Genomic DNA, 19,236 nt, shown 5'->3' on the forward strand with positions numbered 1-19,236 from the left:
TTTGATAATGCCTTTGAGAATCCAGCTTTGGATTACTTAAGAATCTGCGTGGTTTTAACCCGCAGAGTATCAAAGCGTGCAAGTGTGAAATAGGAGAATTTTTACGATGTGGGAATATACGGAAAAAGTGATGGATCTGTTCCACCATCCCCATAATATGGGAGCGATCGCGGTGGCGGAGTGTGATGTCGATGAAGCGATCGCGGTGGGTGAAATTGGCAGCATCGTCTGCGGCGACGCCCTGCGGCTGCATCTGAGGATCGACAAAAAGACGGAAACGATTTTGGACGCCCGGTTTCAGACCTTCGGCTGTGCCAGTGCGATCGCCTCGTCTTCAGCCCTCACCGACCTGCTGAAGGGGAAGACCTTGGATGAGGCACTGAAATTGACGAACCGCGAGATCGCCGACTATCTGGGCGGTCTGCCCCAGGAGAAGATGCACTGCTCGGTGATGGGGCAGGAGGCGTTGGAATCGGCTATTTCCAATTACCGGGGCATCCCCGTCCGGCCGGACGTCGAGGACGAAAGTTCGATGGTCTGCCAGTGTTTCGCCGTGACGGAGGGGAAAATCCGCCGCCTGATCGTGGACAACCAGCTCACCACGGCGGAGGAAGTTACCAACTACATCAAGGCCGGCGGCGGTTGTGGTGCCTGTCTCGCGGAGATCGATGATCTGCTCGCGGAGATCAATGGGACGGAAGTGGGGGCGAAAGTGGAAGCACCCGTTTCTACTCCCCAGCCGAAACCGCCGACACCGCCGAAACCGGTGCCCTCGGGGACGCTGACGAATTTGCAGAAAATGTTGTTGATTCAACAGGTCCTTGAAGAAGAAGTGCGTCCGGCTTTGGCCTACGATGGCGGGGATGTGGATTTATATGATGTGATCGGCGATCGCGTTTTGGTGATTTTGAAAGGGGCCTGTGATGGGTGTCCCAGCGTGGCGATTACGTTGAAAATGGCGATCGAAAAACGATTGCGCGATCGGGTCAGTCCGGATTTGATTGTGGAGGCGATCGAAGAAGAAGACACCACAGATTGACCCCGACCCCCACAAAAGCTTGCACCTCACTTTTCCCCCGAACTCGATATCGGGGGATTTTTTTAAAATCATTTAAAAACAACAAAGCAGTTGTTTATTGTGGCAATGAGTTCGTCCCATCGAAGCCTTATTATTCCTTAATTTTTCCCCCAAAAAAATATCCATCAGATGCCCCCGTCTATTCACCAAGAAAAATCCATTTTTTTCGCCATTTTGTAACGTCAGATACAGTCGATACCTGGGGAGTCAACTATTCTATAAACATGGAACTAAAAGAGAGCTGCAAAGTAGGTTCCAAACCAACCTTCAAAAAGGTCTAGCTCTCCGGAGCAAACCAAATCCATCCGACCTTTTTGAATGGAACTTGCGCGACAGAATCAAAACTATTTTGTAGTCGCCCTTCGGTTTCCAAATGAAAGCCATCAGACCAACAGTTAGGAGGTCTAAACCATGAGAAAGATTGCAGTTTACGGAAAAGGCGGAATTGGTAAATCCACAACTACACAAAACACCGTAGCTGGATTAGTCGAACTGGGTCGGAAAGTGATGATCGTCGGCTGCGACCCGAAAGCGGATTCCACCCGTCTCCTGTTAGGGGGATTGCACCAAAAGAGCGTGCTCGACACCTTGAGGGAAGAAGGCGAAGATATCGAACTCGAAGATATCCGCAAAGAAGGCTACGGCAAGACCCTCTGCGTCGAATCCGGCGGTCCGGAACCGGGCGTGGGCTGTGCTGGACGGGGGATCATCACCTCCATCAGTATGCTGGAACAGTTGGGCGCTTACGAAGAAAAAGAAGGTCTTGATTATGCCTTCTACGATGTCTTAGGAGACGTGGTTTGTGGCGGTTTCGCCATGCCGATCCGGGAAGGAAAAGCCCAGGAAATCTACATCGTCACCTCCGGCGAAATGATGGCAATGTATGCCGCCAACAACATCTGCCGGGGCATCAAAAAATATGCCAAATCCGGCGGCGTGCGGTTGGGGGGTTTGATTTGCAACAGCCGTAAAGTTGACCTGGAAGCCGAACTGATCGAAGGCTTGGCCGAACGGCTGGGAACCCAGATGATCTACTTCATGCCCCGTGACAACATGGTGCAGCGGGCAGAACTGAACCGCAAGACGGTGATCGAATACGCACCCGACTGCGAACAGGCCCAACACTATCGCAACCTGGCGAAAGCGATCGACGAAAATACCAACCACGTCATTCCCGACCCCATGAGTAATGACGAGCTCGAAAAACTGTTGGTCAAATTCGGCCTGTACGAATAATTCAATTCGCAACCATCGGTCGGCTAGAGTGATCGAAAAGTCGGGGGTAGAAAAGAGGAGATGAGACCGTCCTCCTGTTCGTCCCGTCCCTTCAAAAATCCCCCGTTTTTCATCCGAAAGCGATCGCCACCGTCCGGCCCCGACAGCCACGCCCAATACCCGGATTTCTGAGCGTCCCAAAACATCGGAAATCCTCCCTGCAAGAGGAGATTAGAGAATGACTGAGAATACGAACCTATCACCCCAAACAGACCTCGAGAAGCAATCCGCCACAGCCAACCAGCAGGTGATGCTCTCCGAGTCCCCCGTCGGTTTAGAAACCACAACCGAAACCGTCGAAGAAATCATCAAAGCCTATCCCCGGAAAGTCGGTAAAAAGCGGGGCAAGCACATCGTCGTCCGCAATGACGATCCCCAACAGGAAATCGACGCCAACGCCCGCACCACTCCCGGCATTATCACCCAACGGGGATGCGCCTACGCCGGATGTAAAGGGGTGGTCGTCGGTCCCTTCGGAGATATCGTCCACATCGTCCACGGCCCCATCGGCTGTTCCTACTACGCCTGGATGACCCGTCGCAACCAATTCAAACCCAGAGAAGTCGGTCAGGACTTCATCAACTACAGCTTCTCCACCGACCTGAACGAACACGACATCGTATTCGGCGGCGTCGGCAAACTCAAAACCGCCATCCAGGAAGCCTACGACATCTTCAAGCCCAAAGCCATCAGCGTCCACTCCACCTGTCCGGTGGGACTGATCGGGGATGACATCCAGGGCGCAGCCAAAGAAATGAGCGAAGCCCTCGGCATCAGCGTCGTCGCCTTCAACTGCGAAGGATACAAAGGCGTCAGCCAGTCCGCCGGCCACCACATCGCCAACAACGGCTTCTTCAAGAACTGGGTCGGCGCCGACACGGAAACGGAAGAAATCCCCGGCTACACCGTCAACCTGATGGGCGAATACAACATCGGCGGGGATGCCTGGGAAATCGAGCGGGTTCTGGAAAAATGCGGCATCACCGTCGTCTCCAAATTCAGCGGTGACGGTTCCTACGACGAAGCCACCCGCGCCCACCTGGCCAAAGTCAACCTCGTCATGTGCCACCGTTCCATCAACTACATGGCGACGATGATGGAAACCAAGTACGGCGTCCCCTGGGTGAAAGTCAACTTCATCGGCGTGCACGCCTTCGCCAAGAGTATGCGGAAGATCGCCAGCTTCTTCGACGACCCCGCCCTGACGGAACGTGTCGAAGCGGTCTTGGCCGAAGAAGTCGCCGAAGCGGAAGCGAAAATCGCCCCCTACCGCGAACGTCTCGAAGGAAAAACCGTCTTCCTGTTCGTCGGCGGTTCCCGCGCCCACCACTACCAAGAACTGTTCGCCGATTTGGGCATGAAAACCGTTGTTGCGGGCTACGAATTCGCTCACCGGGACGACTACGAAGGCCGTCAGGCACTGCCCAAAATCAAAGTTGACGCGGACAGCCGCAACATCGAAGAAATCGAAGTGCAACCCGACCCGGAACTGTACAATCCCCCTTCGGAAGATGTTCTGCAAAAATTGCGGGAAGAAGGCATCATCGGTGAATATGGCGGCATGATCCCCGACATGGGCGAAGGCACCCTGTTGGTGGACAACATCTCCCACCACGAACTCGATGTCCTCATCGAACGCTTCAAGCCCGACTTGATCGGGTCCGGCATCAAAGACAAGTACATCATCGAGAAGTTTGGCATTCCCTCCAAACAGTTGCACAGCTACGACTACGGCGGTCCCTTTGCCGGGTTCAAAGGTGCGGTCAACTTCGCCAAAGATATCGACCTGCGGGTTAGCGGGCCGGCTTGGAAATACATCAAAGCCCCCTGGCAGAAGTAAGGCACCGCGCGCAAGCAATAGGGAATAGGGAATAGGGAATAGGGAATAGGGAATGTTTGACTTTCCCTACACCCTACACCCTACACCCCACACCCTCCATCACCCACCGTCCACATCAAGAGATCGAGGAAGCGAATCATGTTAGAAGCAACCCCCAAAGAAATTACAGAACGCCAAGCCCTACGCATCAACCCGGCGAAAACCTGCCAGCCCATCGGCGCCATGTACGCCGCCCTGGGGATTCACAATTGCCTACCCCACTCCCACGGTTCCCAAGGCTGCTGCTCCTATCACCGTTCCCACCTAACCCGCCACTACAAAGAGCCAGTCATGGCGGCAACCAGTTCCTTTACGGAAGGTTCGGCGGTGTTCGGCGGCGGCGCCAACCTGCGGCAGGCCTTCACGACGATGTACAAGCTGTACAACCCCGACGTGATCGCCATCAACACGACCTGCCTGTCGGAAACCATCGGAGATGACATTCCCTCCCTAATCGACGAGTCTCGCGAAAGCGGCTTGATTCCGGATGGAAAAGTGGTCATCCACGCCAACACCCCCAGCTACGTCGGCACCCACATCACCGGCTGGTCCAACATGACCAAGGCGATGGTCACGTACCTGGCGGAAAAAGACAGCCCCAAAAATCAGATCAACCTGATTCCGGGATACGTCGAACCCTCCGACACCCGCCACCTGAAGCGGTTGTTGAAAGAATTGGGCGTGGAGTCCGTCGTGTTCCCTGACACCTCCGACGTGGTGGATACACCCCAAACCGGGGAATTCCATATGTATCCCAAGGGTGGGACGACGGTGGAAGCTCTGAAAACCACCGGCGACAGCATCAAGACTCTGGCGTTGGGTCCGGTTGCCAGCAAGGCGGCGGCGGAAGAACTCAAGAATAAGTGCGACGTCGATTACGATCTGCTGGATCTGCCCATCGGCATCGCGGCAACCGATCGCTTCATCCAAGCGGTCATGGAAGCCACGGGTGTCGAACCCACCGAAAGCTTGACGGACGATCGCGGCCGGTTGGTCGATATCATGACCGACTGGCAGCAGTACCTCTACAATAAGCGGGTGGCGGTGTCCGGCGATCCGGATCAGGTCGTCCCCCTGACGGAATTCTTGGTCAGTTGCGGCGCCAAACCGGTCTATGTGATCACGGGGACGACTTCCCGCTATTTTGAAAATCGCTGCCAGGAAATCCTCAAAGATTGGGTTCCCGAAGCGATCGTCAAGGCGGACGCAGATATGTTCTACCTGCACCAGTTGATCAAGAACGAACCCGTTGACCTGTTGATCACCAACGTCTACGGCAAGCATATCGCCCGGGCGGAAGATATTCCCCTCGTCCGCTTCGGCTGGCCGATCCTCGACCGCGTGGGTCACAGCTACTTCCCCAGCGTCGGCTACCGTGGCAGTATGCACCTGCTGTCCACCATCATCAACACCATCCTCGATCGCAAGGATCGCGACGATCCCGATGAAACCTTCGAGTTGGTCCTGTAAACCGACGGGAAACGGAGAATGGGGAGGGTCAATCCTTCCCACTTCTCCCCCTTTTATCGAGTCAAAATCAAAAGTCAAAAGTCAAAATTATGACCCATTGAGAAGCGAGAAAAGAGAAACGAGAAAAGAGAAACTTTGTCTCCCTCCTCACTCCTCCTTCCTCACTCCTCAACCGACTTTTGAACTACCAATGGATATCTTTAATGACAATGGGAGGAAACTCCGATGGGTAAACTGAAAAAGCCAGATCATCACATTTTTGTTTGCGCGTCCTTTCGCACCAAAGGGGAAGCCCAGGGCGTTTGCAACAAGAAAAATGCCCAGTCGTTGATGCAGTATTTGGAAGGGGAACTGGTCGATCGCGGCCTGAACGTCCTGGTTTCTTCGACCGGCTGCATGAAACTCTGCGATCGCGGCCCGGTGATGATGATTTACCCCGATAACTACTGGTACGGGGAAGTGAACGAAGAGGCGATCGACGACATCCTCGACGCCTTGGAAGAAGGGGAGGCAGCGGAAGATTATCTGTTCGCCTAGAAAGCCGGGGATAATTGATAATTGATGATGGGCAATTATCCATTGTCTTTTTGATCCCAATAAAAACAAGTCAGACGGTCAAAATTGGCAATTTTTTTTAAAATTGCCTTTTTTTGTGTTTTTGAATACAGACTCCCCGTAACGTTGGGGTTAACATGGTAGGCAATTCGAGGCTCAAATCGAGAAAAGCTTCACCCACTCGCCTCGCAAATCCGGGAATTTCCGCCACGGAAATTGACCGTTCTCGCCTTCTTTATTTCTCCCGGAGCGCGATCGCACCAACGAATTGCCAAAACGGGTTTTTCCGCCCCACCCCGCCGAATCTAAGGAGCACAATCATGACAGCCACACTCAACGTTCCCACCATCAATTTTGAACAGCACCCCTGCTTCAACCCCAAAGTCAAGGGACAGTTCGGGCGCGTCCATCTCCCCGTCGCCCCCAAGTGCAACATCCAGTGCAACTACTGCAACCGCAAATACGACTGCGTCAACGAAAGCAGACCCGGCGTCACCAGCACTATCCTCTCCCCCTCCCAGGCGTTATCCTACATGGAAAAAGTGCTGGAAAAAGAACCGAGAATCACGGTGGCGGGAATTGCCGGTCCCGGCGATCCCTTCGCCAACCCCGAGGAAACCTTGGGAACCATGCGGCTGCTGCGGGATAAATACCCGGATCTGATCCTCTGTTTGGCGACCAACGGTTTGGGATTAAAACCGGAATATATCGATGAAATCGCCCGCATTGGCGTCAGCCACGTCACCGTTACCATTAATGCGATCGACCCGGAAATCACCCGCAAAGTTTACCGCTGGGTGCGGGACGAAAAAAACGTCTACCAAGGCCGAAAAGGTGCGGAATTGTTGCTGAAACGGCAAATCGCCGCCGTAACCGGACTCAAAGCCGCCGGGGTGACGGTGAAAATTAACTGCATCATCATGCCCGGTATCAACGACCACCACGCCGTCGAAGTCGCCAAAAAAATGGCGGAGTTGGGGGCCGACCTGTTCAACGCGATGGCCATCTTCCCCACGGCGGAAACCCCCTTCGAGGGACTCACCGAACCCGACGGCCTGACGATGGCGAAAATCCGCAAGGAGTGCGAGCAGTATCTGCCCCAGATGCGCCACTGCACCCGCTGCCGCGCCGACGCGGTGGGCCTGTTGGGGGCCGACCAGTCGGAGGAATTCCACGGTTGCCTAATTGACTGTTCCAAAAAACTGATCCCCGTCGATACGAAAGATCGCCCCTACGTCGCCGTCGCTACGGTGGAAGGCGTCCTGGTGAACCGGCACCTCGGACAGGCAGACCAGTTCCAGATTTGGGAGAAAACCGAGGCGGGGTTCGCTTTGGTGGAAGAACGTCTCGCCCCGGAGGAGGGACACGGCTTTGAACGGTGGCAACGGGTGGCCGACGTCCTCAAGGACTGTCGGGCGGTGCTGGCCAGCGGCATCGGCAACAACCCGAAGCAGATCTTGACCCAGTGCGGCGTTTTGCCGGTGGAAACAGCCGGATCGATCGCCACCGGACTCCGGGCGGTGTACAATGGTGAAGATCTCGCCAAGCTCAAAGGCGAGCAGCCCGCCGTGGGCGCCCTGGGCGCCGACAGTTGTGGCACTTAACATCTCGACTGCGGACTGACATATTTCGGGGGCGCGGGGACAGATGCTGATACCCTGGCCCCCTCCCCAATCCACCTGTTCTTGACGTTTATTTCTGCCATCTCCTAGAATTAAAGTAGCCGTATAGTTGAGAATTTTTATTGATAACTGACTCGAACAGGAGGCCAAATGAGTTGCCATCACTGCCCCAAAACCTGTCCCGCCCGGATCTCGTCGCCGCGACGATCTTGGCGGGACTGGTTCGGAAGTCGCCGGAGTCGCGACGCCGGACGATCGACCCCCCTGCCGACGGTGGCTTTGGTGGGGTCGCCGAACGTGGGAAAAAGCGTGTTATTTAACGCCCTCACCAGCCGTTACGTCACCGTCTCCAACTACCCGGGGACGACGGTGGACGTTTCCCGGGGGCAGATGCAAGTTGGAGAAACGGCGATCGCGGTGTTGGACACGCCGGGGATGTATTCCCTGATGCCGATCACCGAGGAAGAACGGGTGGGGCGGGACCTGCTGCTGAGGACGCCCCCGGATCTGGTGATTCACGTCGTGGACGCCAAACATTTGGGGCGGATGCTCAATTTTACCCTGCAACTGCTCGAGGCGGGACTGCCGGTTTTGTTGGTGGTGAATCTAATTGACGAAGCCTATCAGTTGGGCATCGAAATTAATGCCGATCGCCTCCAGAAACAGTTGGGCATCCCCGTGGTGCTGACGGCCGCGGCCCGCAATATCGGCGTCCAGGAATTGAAGTGCAAGGTGGCAGACTATGTTGAGTCCTCTCGCGTATCCTCCCGCGATCGAAACCGCGATCGCCCAGATCGAATCTCTGTTAGAAAAAGATAGCCGCCTGTTCGAGGCCTACAACCTGTCCCCGAGAGGGCTGGCGGTGCTGATTTTGCAGCGGGACCCGGATCTGTGGGAGGCGATCGCGGCCAGTCCCCGCCGGACGGAATACGACCGGGCAATCGTGGAGGCCCAGTTGCAACTCGACGTCCCCCTGACCAGCGCCATCGCCATGAGTCGCCAGGAAAAGGCCTGGGAGGTGGAAGGTTCGGTGCTCTCGGAGTCGGCGCCGAAAGGGCAACCGATGGCGGAACGCCTGCACCAAATAACCGTCAATCCGATCACCGGGTTTCCCCTGCTGTTGCTGATCCTCTATTTCGGCGTTTACAAGTTCGTGGGAGAATTCGGGGCGGGAACCCTAGTTGACGGGATCGAAACCTTTTTTGAAACCTACATCAATCCGGCGGTGAATCAGTTTGTTTCCGCCGTGATTCCCTGGCCGATTTTGCAGGATTTGTTAGCCAACGAATACGGCATCATCACCTTGGGAATTCGCTACGCGATCGCGATCGTCCTGCCCGTGGTCGGGACCTATTTTCTGATGTTTTCCCTATTGGAAGACAGCGGTTATTTGCCCCGGCTGTCTTTGATGCTGGATCGGTTATTTAAGGCGATCGGATTATCGGGTCGGGCAGTGATTCCGATGGTGTTAGGGCTGGGCTGCGACACGATGGCAACCATCGTCACCCGCACCCTGGAAACCCGGCGGGAGCGGTTGATCACGATCTTTCTCCTCGCCCTGGCCGTACCCTGCGCGGCCCAGTGGGGGGTGATATTGGGGCTGCTGGCGATGAAACCCGCCGCTTTGGCGATCTGGGCCGGATTTGTCTTGTCAATTTTTGCGATCGTCGGTGCCGTCACCGCCCGGATTCTGCCCGGAAATCCCCCGGAATTTTACATGGAAATTCCCCCGCTGCGACTGCCCAAACTGCAAAATATTCTCCTGAAAACTTACTTCCGCATGAAAGCCTATTTTTGGGAGATCGTGCCGCTGTTTATTTGGGTGTCCGTGTTCATTTGGATCGGCCACATTACGGGCATCTTTCATGTGGTCGTCGGGTGGCTCGAACCCGTGGCGGCGATTTTGGGACTGCCGCAGGAGGTGGCGCCGATTTTCCTGTACGGCTTCTTCCGGCGGGACTACGGGGCGGCGGGGCTGTTCGACCTCACCCAGGGCGGACTGTTGAGCGGCAATCAACTGGTGGTGACGGCGGTCGTCCTGACCCTGTTCCTGCCCTGCGTGGCCCAGTTCCAGGCAATGGTGAAAGAGCAGGGGTTGAAAATTACCTTGGCGATGGTGGCGTTTATCATTCCCTTTGCCTTTACAATGGGGTACGTGGTGAATCTATTATTGAACCTTTTCGGGGTTAATGTTTGATGATATCTCTCGCCGCTTTAGATGTGGGAATGGACGCGATCGTTGCCGAAGTGAAAACCGAAAAAGAGACGATCCTGCAAAAACTCTTTGCCCTGGGAATCGTGCCGGGAATTTCGCTAATTTTGGAGCAGCGATTTCCCACCTACGTCGTCAAAGTGGGGCGATCGCGGGCCGCTTTGGATCGGGAGACGGCGCAAACTATTTTTGTCCGTCCGCAGTCTCCCCCGACGGTGCCCCCGAAAATGCCACCGTCGCGATCGGGATCGCCACGGTGAACGTCGTCCCCACGTCGAGTTGGCTGTCCACGGAGATCCGGCCGCCGTGGGTTTCCACGCAGCGCTTGACGATCGCCAACCCCAGTCCATTTCCCGGCACTTTGCCGACATTTTCCGACCGGTAGAACGCCTGGAACACCTTGGACAAATCTCCGGGCGGGATGCCGACCCCCTGATCTTGAACTTGAAAGATAACGGCATCTTCCCGCCCCAAAATATCGAAGCGGATGGTGCTGCCCTCCGGCGAATATTTGATCGCGTTATTGAGCAAATTATTTAAAATATGCCGGAGCAGATTGTCGTCCCAGAGGGCAGACTGGAAAACCCCCTGACTCTCAAAAATGATCTCGTATTTCTCGCCGACTTCGAGCTGAATTTCATCGACAATTTGGCGACAGAAGGATTCGACGTTCAAGGGAACGGGGAAGCACTGCAATTCATTCAGGTCGGACTGGCCCATAAACAGCACTTCGTCCAAAAGCTGGGTCATATTTTGACCCGCCGCCCGAATCCGCTGGAACAGGCGAAGTTTTTGTTCCGGGCTCAACTTTTCCGCGCTGTCCCGCAGCAGTTCCGTGGACAGCAAAATCGTACTCAGGGGGTTGCGGAAGTCGTGGGACATCATGGAAACGAATTCCGCCTTGAGTTGGTTCAATTCCTGAGCCTGCATCAGTTCCTCGGTCTTCGCCTTCACCTGGCTTTCCAGGGTCTCGTTCATCTCCTTGAGGCTTTCAAAGGCCTGTTTCCGCTCGATCGCGTACCGGATCGATCGCACCAGCACCTCCGCATTGACCATCCGCTTCACCAAATAGTCCTGGGCACCCTGCCGCACCGCCTCGATCGCCAATTTGTCGTCATTGGTGTTGGTCAACACGATAATCGGCAGACTCGGTGCCTGGTGCAGCAGGGGGGTGAGGGAATCCAAGCCACAGCTATCGGGTAAGGTCAAATCCAACAGGATGACATCGTAGGGTTGTGACTCCAATTCTGCCGCTTTGAGGGTTTCCAGGGCCTCCCCCAACCGTTTAACGTGAACCAGTCGAAAGGCATCCAATGCGGAACATTTCAAAAGTTCCTGCAACAACCTGGCCGCCGCCAGATCGTCTTCGATTAACAGGATATTGACCGACCGTACAGGCATAACATTTCGGGGACTTTCCCTCGGATTCTCACTTTTTAAGGATATCGGATCGACGGCTAAAATTTAGAGGGCAGAGGAAGCGGAGAAAGTCTCTATCCCCCTATTCTCTATTCCCTATTCCCTATTTCCTACACCCTACACCCTACACCCTACACCCTACACCCTACACCCTACTCCGATGGCAGCGTGACGGTTTTCAACCAAAAGTCCTCGATGCCCTTGACGATCTCGAAGAGTTCGCTCAGGTTTCGAGATTTGGTGATGTAACAGTTGACGTGCAAATCGTAACTTTGAGAAATGTCGTCCTGGTTGTGGGAGGTGGTCAGCACCACCACCGGAATCCGCTTCAATCCCGGATCGGCTTTAATTTCGGCCAGCACCTCCCGGCCGTCCTTGCGGGGGAGGTTGAGATCCAGCAGGATCAGATCCGGGCGGATGGCGTCCGCGTACTCCTCCTCCCGCCGCAGGTACGCCATCGCCTCCATGCCGTTGCGGACGATGACGATTTCGTGGGGCACCGAACTTTTTTTCAGTGCCTCCTGAATCAGGCGGATGTCCGCCTTATTGTCCTCCACCAAAAGGATGATTTTGGGCTTGTCGTCCACTTCTACGCTCACGATGGCGTCCCCCTACTGGAATCGTAAAATAGAACGTCGCACCTTTGTCCGGTTCCGATTCGACCCAGATCCGGCCGCGATGACATTCTACGATCTTTTTGCAAATGGCTAGACCCATGCCCGTGCCGGGGTACTCGTCCCGGGTGTGGAGGCGCTGGAAGATCACGAAGATGCGATCGCCGAACTGCGGGTCGATGCCGATGCCGTTGTCCCGCACCGAAAACAGCCATTCCTCTTCGAGTCGCTCGGCCCCGATGTGAATTTGGGGCGGTTCCTCGCTGCGGAATTTGATAGCGTTGCCGATCAGGTTTTGGAACAGTTGCATCAACTGGGTGCCGTCGGCCATCACTGTCGGCATCGGGTCGAACGTCACCGTGGCTTCGGTTTTCTGGATGCGGCCCCGCAGGTTGCCCAGGGCGCGACTCAGGGCGCGATCGACTTCCGTCACCTGGAATTCGATGCTCTGGGTGTCCACCCGCGAGTAGGCCAAAACATCATCGATCAGGGTCTGCATCAGACTCACCCCCTCGACGGCGAACCCGATGAACTCCGAAGCGTCCTCGTCGAGTTCTTCCCGGTAGCGCATCTCCAACAGTTGGACGTAGTTCGCCACCTGGTTCAGGGGCTCTTGCAGGTCGTGGGAGGCGACGTAGGCGAATTTTTTCAATTCGGCGTTGGACCGGGACAGGTCGCGGGCCAGTTGGGCCAGTTCGTCGGCCTGCCGCAGGATGATGTTGACGATCGCTTTCCGCAGTTCCAGGGCAGCCTTGATCTCGACGGACTTCCAGGGCAGGGACTTGAGCCGCACCGTCTCCTTCCACAGTTCAAAGGACTTGCGGGGGGACAGCCTGGTGATGCCGTCGGTGTGGCTCTTTTCGTAGGCCCGCCCGGGGTCGCCGCCCCAATTCACCGTCTGGATCACTTCCGGACGGAACCACAAAACATAGTTGCGATCGGAAATGGGCACGGCCAGCAGACCGCTGGCGACATCTTTGTAGGGTTCCGCGTCGGGGTAGATGCGGGGCAGGGCGTCGGTGTAAAATACCTCGCCGTCGGTATTTTTCCGCAGCCACTCCTGCAACAAATTCAGGTCTTCCTCTTTCGGGATCTGGCCGATCGCCGTCCACCGCCCCCCGAAGGACACCGCCGCCCCTTGAGCATTGGTGAGATCCAACAAATTGGGCTGGTATTTCACCAAACCATCGATGAAGTTATCTTCCTGGGACATATAATCTACCAGGGCGGTTTGGGTGTTGGTCAGCTTCATCCGGTAGTCGTAGTCCTCCGTCTCCTCCCGGGCCGAGAGTTCCGAGAAGATCACCCGCCCGAAGAATTCGCAGGCCTTCCGCAGCTCGTAGGAGACGAATTTCGGCGTCCGGTGGTGGCAGGCGATCAGGCCCCAGAGCTGCCCGTCTTTGATCAGGGAGATGCTCACCGAGGCGCCGACACCCATGTTGTGCAAATACTCCAAATGGCAGTCGGAGGGGTTGCGGAGGATGGAGTGGGTCAGGTCCAGGGGGCGATCGCTGACCGGGTTGCGCTCCGGAAACAGTTGCGCGGGTTCGGCTTTGGCGTCGGGGATGATCCGAATCCAGTTGGAGCTGAACAGCCGCCGCGCCACCTTGGGAATGTCGGATTCGGGGAAGTGCAGGCCCAAATAGGGCTCGAGTTCCTCGATCTTTTCTTCCGCCACCACTTCGCCGTGGCCGTCCTCCCGGAACCGGTACAGCATGACGCGATCAAACCCGGTGATCTTGCGGACTTCCCGGACGATCACCCGGCAGAAATCCGTCAGGTTGGCGCTCTGCTCCAGTTGGCCGATGGACACCCGCGCCAGGTGGTAAAAACTCAAAAAGGGAATGTTTTCCCGCGAGACGGCCGGCTCCAATTCTAAGATCAAAAATCCGTCGGGGTTGCGGTGAAATACGCCGTCGAAGATAACGTAGTCATCCCCCTGCTTTCTCACCCACAGTTTGGACGGGTTGATGTAATCGAGGTTATCTTTGTCCAAACCAGCCCGGATTCCCTCGATTTGGAAGGGATCGAGCAGTTCCTCCAAGGTCATCGTCACCAGCAGTTCCGCTGGAATTCCGAACACCCGAAAGCTGTTGTCGCTGGCTTGCAGGATGTTCAGATCCGGTTCGCTCAAGACCAACAAAATGCCGTGGGGCTGCAATTTGGAAATAATGTGGATCGCTTCGCTCTCGATCTCGGTTCCGATTTCGTTCGCCGTTTCCAGCCTCAAATTAATTCCCCTCATGATTTCCGCGCTCCTTATCCTCAGATGCTTTAGATACTTTTGAATGTTGTCGCCTCCGGACCGACCCTTCCCGCCCGATCGCAATTGAACACAAATTACCGACCGTCGCTCTCCAACCTCCCACCGATCGCGATCGCCTCTTCTGTCGGGCATCCGCACCAATCATTCTGCCGCCGGCTCCTCGGCAATTGACTCTGATTCAATAAACTTTTTGCTCTCCACCCGTATATCTCGCAGTATATCACGATTTTTTGGGCCCCGAAAGAACGACAACCTTAAGAAGACATAAAATTCCGTTTCTGATGCCCCCGCATTGGTACCGATCACCGCCCCATCTTCGGCGGTGGGAGCCGAATTCCACCCGCCCACAGCGATCGCCTAAATTTTTGTAACCGCCATGTAAATAATGTTTGAGATAATATAAATAAATTTTAAGCTCCGATTTCCCTTCCCACCCCCGGGGCAGATTTCCCCGCCCGAGGGAGGCGCTCCGAGGCTTCGGGAGAAAGCCGTCCGGCGGAGCGGAGGCGGTAATTGCTGCACCGTTCAAGGTTCAGATTTCGGGGGAAAAAACCACTTCGAGATTTGATTCGTCGCCCCGATCAAAAGTGCCCCCCCCATCAACAAACCGATCGCCGGAGTGAAGACAGGTTCCCAAAGTTGGTACCACACATCCAACCCCAAAGGCACCCCAACGGAGCGCCCCAAAACCGCGATCGCGAACCAAAAGAAACTCAACAAAACCAAAAAAACATCCGCCACCAAAAAGCGATTTAACCAGCGAAGCACTCGTTCTTTCATCATTTATCAATCCCGTCCGTTATCATCAATGTCGGCCGACCCGCCCGGGGCATTCGCCCGCCGCCGCCGACCCGCCGGCGTTGACCCGGCCCGCAAAAAACCCGTCGGAGTCGGAAACAATTCTGCTAAAATACTCACCTACAACGGTTATTTTAGGCAACCCCTGTCGATATGGTCCGCTACACCCTCCCTCAAAGCCCGGAAGTGATCCTCGCCGTGCGCGGAAAAGACTCCCCGAAAGCCCGGGAAAAGGCGATGGATAAACTGATGGCGCTGATGGATTCGGGCTCATTGCCCACCGACCTGGAAGAAGGATTCGACCCCGAGCAGTTCGTGGAGGTCAAAGAACCCGACTTCGCCGACCGTGGCGAAGAAGATGCCATCGGCGAAGCCGTGCAAGTTCTCAGCAACCTCGCCTCTTTGAAGCTGAAAATGATGGAATGCCGGCAAGAAGCCCTCAATGCCCGGGAACAGATCGACATCCTGTTCAGCGACGAGGCGGGAAGTCCCGAAGAAATCGCCAACCTCAAGGACGGCTTCAAAGCCTTGAAAAATTTCGCCGTCGCCAACCTCCGCTACCGGGAAGCCCGGGGCAAAGCCGAAGAAGCCCGGGCGATTTTGGACGCAGCCCTGCAGTCCCCGCCGGAGGCGGATGTCGAGTCCGAAGCCGAATCCGAAAAAAAAGATAAAAAATAGAGGGGGGTTGCAGCCGCGATCGCATAATTGAGGTAAATTTACCCCCCACCTGCGATGAACCTCCCCGCGAGCTGGGCCGTCCCCGAGTCGATCCGCAACCGCTTCGGCCAGAAAAGCGCCGGAAAACAGCGGGCGATGGTTGCCGACGGCCATTTGCTGCTGGTCCTCCACAAAGCCCCCCAACCGGGCGCGCGCGATCGCGAGGCGGTTCTGTTTTGGCGGCGACCCGAGGGCGGTTGGGAGTGCGGCAGGGGCGGCGTCGCCTTCCAACTCCTCACCAACCACTTCCAAGAGTACGGCAAAGCGGAAGTTCAACTGAGGCAGCAGTACGAAAAAGCCAAGACCGCCGAAGATTATTTTAGACTCCTCGAAGCGATCGCACCCCTGTGGCGGGCCGCCGGCAACCTCCACGCCACCCTCCAATCCGCCCGGGAAGCCGTCCCCGGCGATCGCGACCTGATCGATTTTCGGGATTGGGCCTACGAGATCGAACGCACCCTGGATTTACTCGTCCAAAACACCAAAACCGCCCTGGATTTCAAGATGGCAAAACAAGCCGAAGAACAGGCGAGACTCAGTTTGGAATCCGTGCGGGCCGGCAACCGCCTCAACCTCCTCGCCGCCATTTTCTTCCCCCTCACCGCCATTTCCTGCGTCTTCGGGATGAACATTCCCAGCGGCTTGGAAGGGTCGTCCCCCGCCTTTTTCTGGTTCGTATTTGCGATCGGAATTGTATTGGGATTTAGCGTCAAAAATTGGGTGCAGACGGGTGATCTGGGGGTGCAATTGCCCCTCAAGTAGAAAGGGAGTCGGGAAGCGGAAGAAGCGGAGGAAGCGGAGGAGGGCAATAATAAATTGTCAATTCTCCCTACACCCTACACCCTACACCCTACACCCCCGCGCAGCGCCGTATCGCAAACCCTAGCGAATTTTGAGCGATCGGTCAACCCCAAAAAGTTCACCCCGAACCGTCCAAAATGTAAAGATTAATTACAACTCTTATTAAAATGTTGAGAATTTTTCCAAAATCGAATCCGACCCTTACCCTAGGATTTTAACAGAATGTAACGAGAGCTATCAGATGGAAAAGCTGCAAAAATATCGGATCAACTGCACCCTGACCTACGGCGACATCTACGGTCAAATCATGATTTGGCTGATTGTCATCTTCGTCGCCCTCGCCTCCTCCCTGGCCCTGTGGAGTAGTTCCCGGCAAATCTTCGCCCTGGCGACGGTGGGGCTGATCGTCGTGCTGTCCCTGCCTTTCCTGCTGTTCTCATTCGTCACCACCCTTCTCAACCATATCGAGGTGATGCCCACCAAGATCCAGCCCGAAGAAGGCACAGATCAGGCGATGATGCCCGGAGAACAAGCCGCCCAAGTGTCGGGTTAAGTGGCAAATCCGCAAATCCTCCCCAACCCCCCAACCCTAAAAACTTCCTTGGCTTTCGGCGGGGGGGTTTTTTTCTGTTTCACCATAGAAGATGTGAAGATACCCAACCATCCACAACGCTATGATCGAACATGACGTGATTATCGTCGGCGGCGGTTTGGCCGGAACTCGCGCCGCCGTGGAGATCGCCCGCACCGACCCCAGCCTCGACGTCGCCGCGATCGCCAAAACCCACCCGATCCGATCGCACTCCGTCGCCGCCCAGGGGGGCATCGCCGCCACCCTCAAAAATATCGACGCCGAAGACACCTGGGAAACCCACGCCTTCGACACCGTAAAAGGGTCTGACTACCTCGCGGACCAAGATGCCGTCGCCATCCTCACCCAGGAAGCCCCCGACGTGATTATCGACCTGGAACACATGGGCGTCCTCTTCTCCCGCCTGGAAGACGGCCGCATCGCCCAGCGGGCCTTCGGGGGCCACACCAACCGCCGCACCTGCTACGCCGCCGACAAAACCGGCCACGCCATCCTCCACGAACTCGTCAACAACCTGCGCCGCAACCGCGTCCACATCTACGATGAATGGTACGTCATGCGGCTGATCCTCGAAGACGGGCAGGCCAAGGGCGTGGTCATGTACAACATCGAGGACGGCACCATCCAAGTCGTCCGGGCGAAGGCCGTCATGTTTGCCACCGGGGGCTACGGCCGGGCCTTCAACACCACCTCCAACGATTTCGCCTCCACCGGGGACGGCTTGGCGATGTCGGCGTTGGCGGGACTGCCCCTGCAGGACATGGAATTCGTGCAATTTCACCCCACAGGGCTCTATCCGGTGGGGGTGTTAATTTCCGAGGCGGTGCGGGGCGAGGGCGCCTACTTGATCAACAGTAACGGCGATCGCTTTATGAAAGACTACGCCCCCGCCAAAATGGAACTGGCGCCCCGGGACATCACCTCCCGCGCCATCACCCTGGAAATTCGCGCCGGACGCGGCATCCACCCCGACGGCACCGCCGGGGGTCCCTTCGTCTATCTGGACCTGCGGCACATGGGCCGGGAAAAAATCATGAGTCGCATCCCCTTCTGTTGGGAGGAAGCCCACCGCCTGGTTGGGGTGGATGCCGTCAACGAACCGATGCCGGTCCGCCCCACGGTCCACTATTCGATGGGTGGCATCCCCACCAACACTGACGGCCAGGTTCTCGCCGGTGCCGATAGTTTGGTGGACGGGTTATTCGCTGCCGGGGAGGCGGCTTGTGTGTCCGTCCACGGGGCGAACCGTTTGGGGAGTAATTCCCTGTTGGAGTGCGTGGTTTACGGAAAACGAACCGGGGCGGCGATCGCGCAATTCGTCCAAAACCGCAAATTGCCGGAAGTCAACGAACAAAAATACATCCGAGAAGCCAACGAACAAATCCAAGCCCTGTTAGACCGTCCCGGCGACTGTCGCATCGGCCAATTGCGGCAAGAATTCCAGGATACCATGACGTTACATTGCGGGGTATTCCGCACCGAAGACGTGATGCGGGAGGGGTTGGAACAACTGAAAGCCCTGCAAGACAAATACCAAAGTATCTATTTGGATGATAAGGGCAAATTGTGGAATACGGAGATAATTGAAGCGTTGGAATTGCGGAGCATCATGATTGTCGGGCAGATGATTCTTTCTTCTGCCCTCAACCGCCGGGAAAGCCGCGGCGCCCACAGCCGCGAAGATTATACCACCCGCGATGATGGCAATTTCCTCAAGCATACCCTCGCCTACTATTCCCCCGCCGGAATTGATGTCGCCTACCGCCCGGTGACAATTACGATGTTTGAGCCGCAGGAACGGAAGTATTAATTCAAATGACTGGAAACCGGGTTTCTGCCTCAATTTATTGGAGCGATCGCATTTTTTTTGGGGTGATTTGATCCCCCCTAGCCCCCCTTAAAAAGGGGGGGACAAGATGGAGCGATCGCGTTTTTTTG

The 19,236-nt window shown here is 56.0% G+C and carries 19 protein-coding genes; 13 read left to right on the forward strand and 6 right to left on the reverse strand.

The window, feature by feature from the left end:
• Positions 1-106 precede the first annotated feature (106 nt).
• Both nifU and nifH read left to right on the forward strand, forming a co-directional pair.
• Complete coding sequence (gene nifU / locus LKE08_RS10550) at positions 107-1,039, forward strand: Fe-S cluster assembly protein NifU (protein ID WP_324704181.1); 933 nt, start codon at positions 107-109, stop codon at positions 1,037-1,039.
• Between the two features lie 450 nt (positions 1,040-1,489).
• On the forward strand, positions 1,490-2,314 hold the full coding sequence (gene nifH / locus LKE08_RS10555) for a nitrogenase iron protein (protein WP_324704182.1): 825 nt from the start codon (positions 1,490-1,492) through the stop codon (positions 2,312-2,314).
• A 23-nt stretch (positions 2,315-2,337) separates the two neighbouring features.
• On the opposite strand, the gene LKE08_RS10560 is transcribed toward nifH, so the two are convergent.
• Positions 2,338-2,499, reverse strand: a complete 162-nt coding sequence (locus tag LKE08_RS10560; RefSeq protein ID WP_324704183.1) for a hypothetical protein — start codon at positions 2,497-2,499, stop codon at positions 2,338-2,340.
• A 32-nt stretch (positions 2,500-2,531) separates the two neighbouring features.
• Here LKE08_RS10560 and nifD point away from each other — a divergent pair, with 32 nt between their 5' ends.
• From nifD to LKE08_RS10595, 7 genes are all read left to right on the forward strand, one after another.
• Positions 2,532-4,193 carry a nitrogenase molybdenum-iron protein alpha chain gene (gene nifD, locus LKE08_RS10565; protein WP_324704184.1) on the forward strand — a complete coding sequence of 554 codons (1,662 nt, stop codon included), beginning with the start codon at positions 2,532-2,534 and terminating at the stop codon, positions 4,191-4,193.
• A gap of 138 nt (positions 4,194-4,331) precedes the next feature.
• The gene (gene nifK / locus LKE08_RS10570) at positions 4,332-5,702 is read left to right on the forward strand and encodes a nitrogenase molybdenum-iron protein subunit beta (RefSeq protein ID WP_324704185.1); all 1,371 of its coding nucleotides are present in this window, start codon (positions 4,332-4,334) and stop codon (positions 5,700-5,702) included.
• Between the two features lie 225 nt (positions 5,703-5,927).
• Positions 5,928-6,239 carry a (2Fe-2S) ferredoxin domain-containing protein gene (locus tag LKE08_RS10575; RefSeq protein WP_324704186.1) on the forward strand — a complete coding sequence of 104 codons (312 nt, stop codon included), beginning with the start codon at positions 5,928-5,930 and terminating at the stop codon, positions 6,237-6,239.
• 338 nt (positions 6,240-6,577) lie between these two features.
• Positions 6,578-7,861 carry a nitrogenase cofactor biosynthesis protein NifB gene (gene nifB / locus LKE08_RS10580; RefSeq protein ID WP_324704187.1) on the forward strand — a complete coding sequence of 428 codons (1,284 nt, stop codon included), beginning with the start codon at positions 6,578-6,580 and terminating at the stop codon, positions 7,859-7,861.
• 168 nt (positions 7,862-8,029) lie between these two features.
• Positions 8,030-8,698 (forward strand): FeoB small GTPase domain-containing protein, encoded by a 669-nt coding sequence (locus LKE08_RS10585; protein ID WP_324704188.1) that lies wholly within the window; start codon positions 8,030-8,032, stop codon positions 8,696-8,698.
• The gene (locus tag LKE08_RS10590) at positions 8,622-10,076 is read left to right on the forward strand and encodes a ferrous iron transporter B (protein ID WP_324704189.1); all 1,455 of its coding nucleotides are present in this window, start codon (positions 8,622-8,624) and stop codon (positions 10,074-10,076) included. Before LKE08_RS10585 ends, LKE08_RS10590 begins: the two co-directional genes overlap by 77 nt.
• Positions 10,076-10,351: a FeoA family protein gene (locus LKE08_RS10595; protein WP_324704190.1), complete on the forward strand. Its 276-nt coding sequence runs from the start codon at positions 10,076-10,078 to the stop codon at positions 10,349-10,351. The genes LKE08_RS10590 and LKE08_RS10595 overlap by 1 nt, the downstream gene beginning before the upstream one ends.
• On the opposite strand, the gene LKE08_RS10600 is transcribed toward LKE08_RS10595, so the two are convergent.
• From LKE08_RS10600 to LKE08_RS10620, 5 genes are all read right to left on the reverse strand, one after another.
• A complete protein-coding gene (locus LKE08_RS10600) occupies positions 10,275-11,492 on the reverse strand; it encodes a hybrid sensor histidine kinase/response regulator (RefSeq protein ID WP_324704191.1) in 1,218 nt (405 codons plus the stop codon). The genes LKE08_RS10595 and LKE08_RS10600 overlap by 77 nt on opposite strands.
• A 170-nt stretch (positions 11,493-11,662) precedes the next feature.
• Entirely contained in the window at positions 11,663-12,109 is a 447-nt protein-coding gene (locus LKE08_RS10605) for a response regulator (RefSeq protein WP_324704192.1), read from the reverse strand.
• The gene (locus LKE08_RS10610) at positions 12,054-14,369 is read right to left on the reverse strand and encodes an ATP-binding protein (RefSeq protein WP_324704193.1); all 2,316 of its coding nucleotides are present in this window, start codon (positions 14,367-14,369) and stop codon (positions 12,054-12,056) included. Before LKE08_RS10610 ends, LKE08_RS10605 begins: the two co-directional genes overlap by 56 nt.
• 546 nt (positions 14,370-14,915) lie before the next feature.
• The gene (locus LKE08_RS10615) at positions 14,916-15,170 is read right to left on the reverse strand and encodes a hypothetical protein (protein ID WP_324704199.1); all 255 of its coding nucleotides are present in this window, start codon (positions 15,168-15,170) and stop codon (positions 14,916-14,918) included.
• A 6-nt stretch (positions 15,171-15,176) separates the two neighbouring features.
• Positions 15,177-15,308 (reverse strand): hypothetical protein, encoded by a 132-nt coding sequence (locus LKE08_RS10620; protein ID WP_324704194.1) that lies wholly within the window; start codon positions 15,306-15,308, stop codon positions 15,177-15,179.
• A 33-nt stretch (positions 15,309-15,341) separates the two neighbouring features.
• Here LKE08_RS10620 and LKE08_RS10625 point away from each other — a divergent pair, with 33 nt between their 5' ends.
• From LKE08_RS10625 to LKE08_RS10640, 4 genes are all read left to right on the forward strand, one after another.
• Positions 15,342-15,866, forward strand: a complete 525-nt coding sequence (locus LKE08_RS10625; protein WP_324704195.1) for a hypothetical protein — start codon at positions 15,342-15,344, stop codon at positions 15,864-15,866.
• Positions 15,867-15,920: 54 nt separating this feature from the next.
• Positions 15,921-16,667, forward strand: a complete 747-nt coding sequence (locus tag LKE08_RS10630) for a CorA family divalent cation transporter (RefSeq protein ID WP_324704196.1) — start codon at positions 15,921-15,923, stop codon at positions 16,665-16,667.
• Between the two features lie 280 nt (positions 16,668-16,947).
• Positions 16,948-17,259 carry a hypothetical protein gene (locus LKE08_RS10635; protein ID WP_324704197.1) on the forward strand — a complete coding sequence of 104 codons (312 nt, stop codon included), beginning with the start codon at positions 16,948-16,950 and terminating at the stop codon, positions 17,257-17,259.
• Positions 17,260-17,380: 121 nt separating this feature from the next.
• Entirely contained in the window at positions 17,381-19,108 is a 1,728-nt protein-coding gene (locus tag LKE08_RS10640) for a succinate dehydrogenase/fumarate reductase flavoprotein subunit (protein WP_324704198.1), read from the forward strand.
• Positions 19,109-19,236: the final 128 nt, after the last annotated feature.

Source organism: Lyngbya sp. CCY1209, from assembly GCF_035615495.1.
Taxonomy (GTDB): domain Bacteria; phylum Cyanobacteriota; class Cyanobacteriia; order Cyanobacteriales; family Microcoleaceae; genus Limnospira.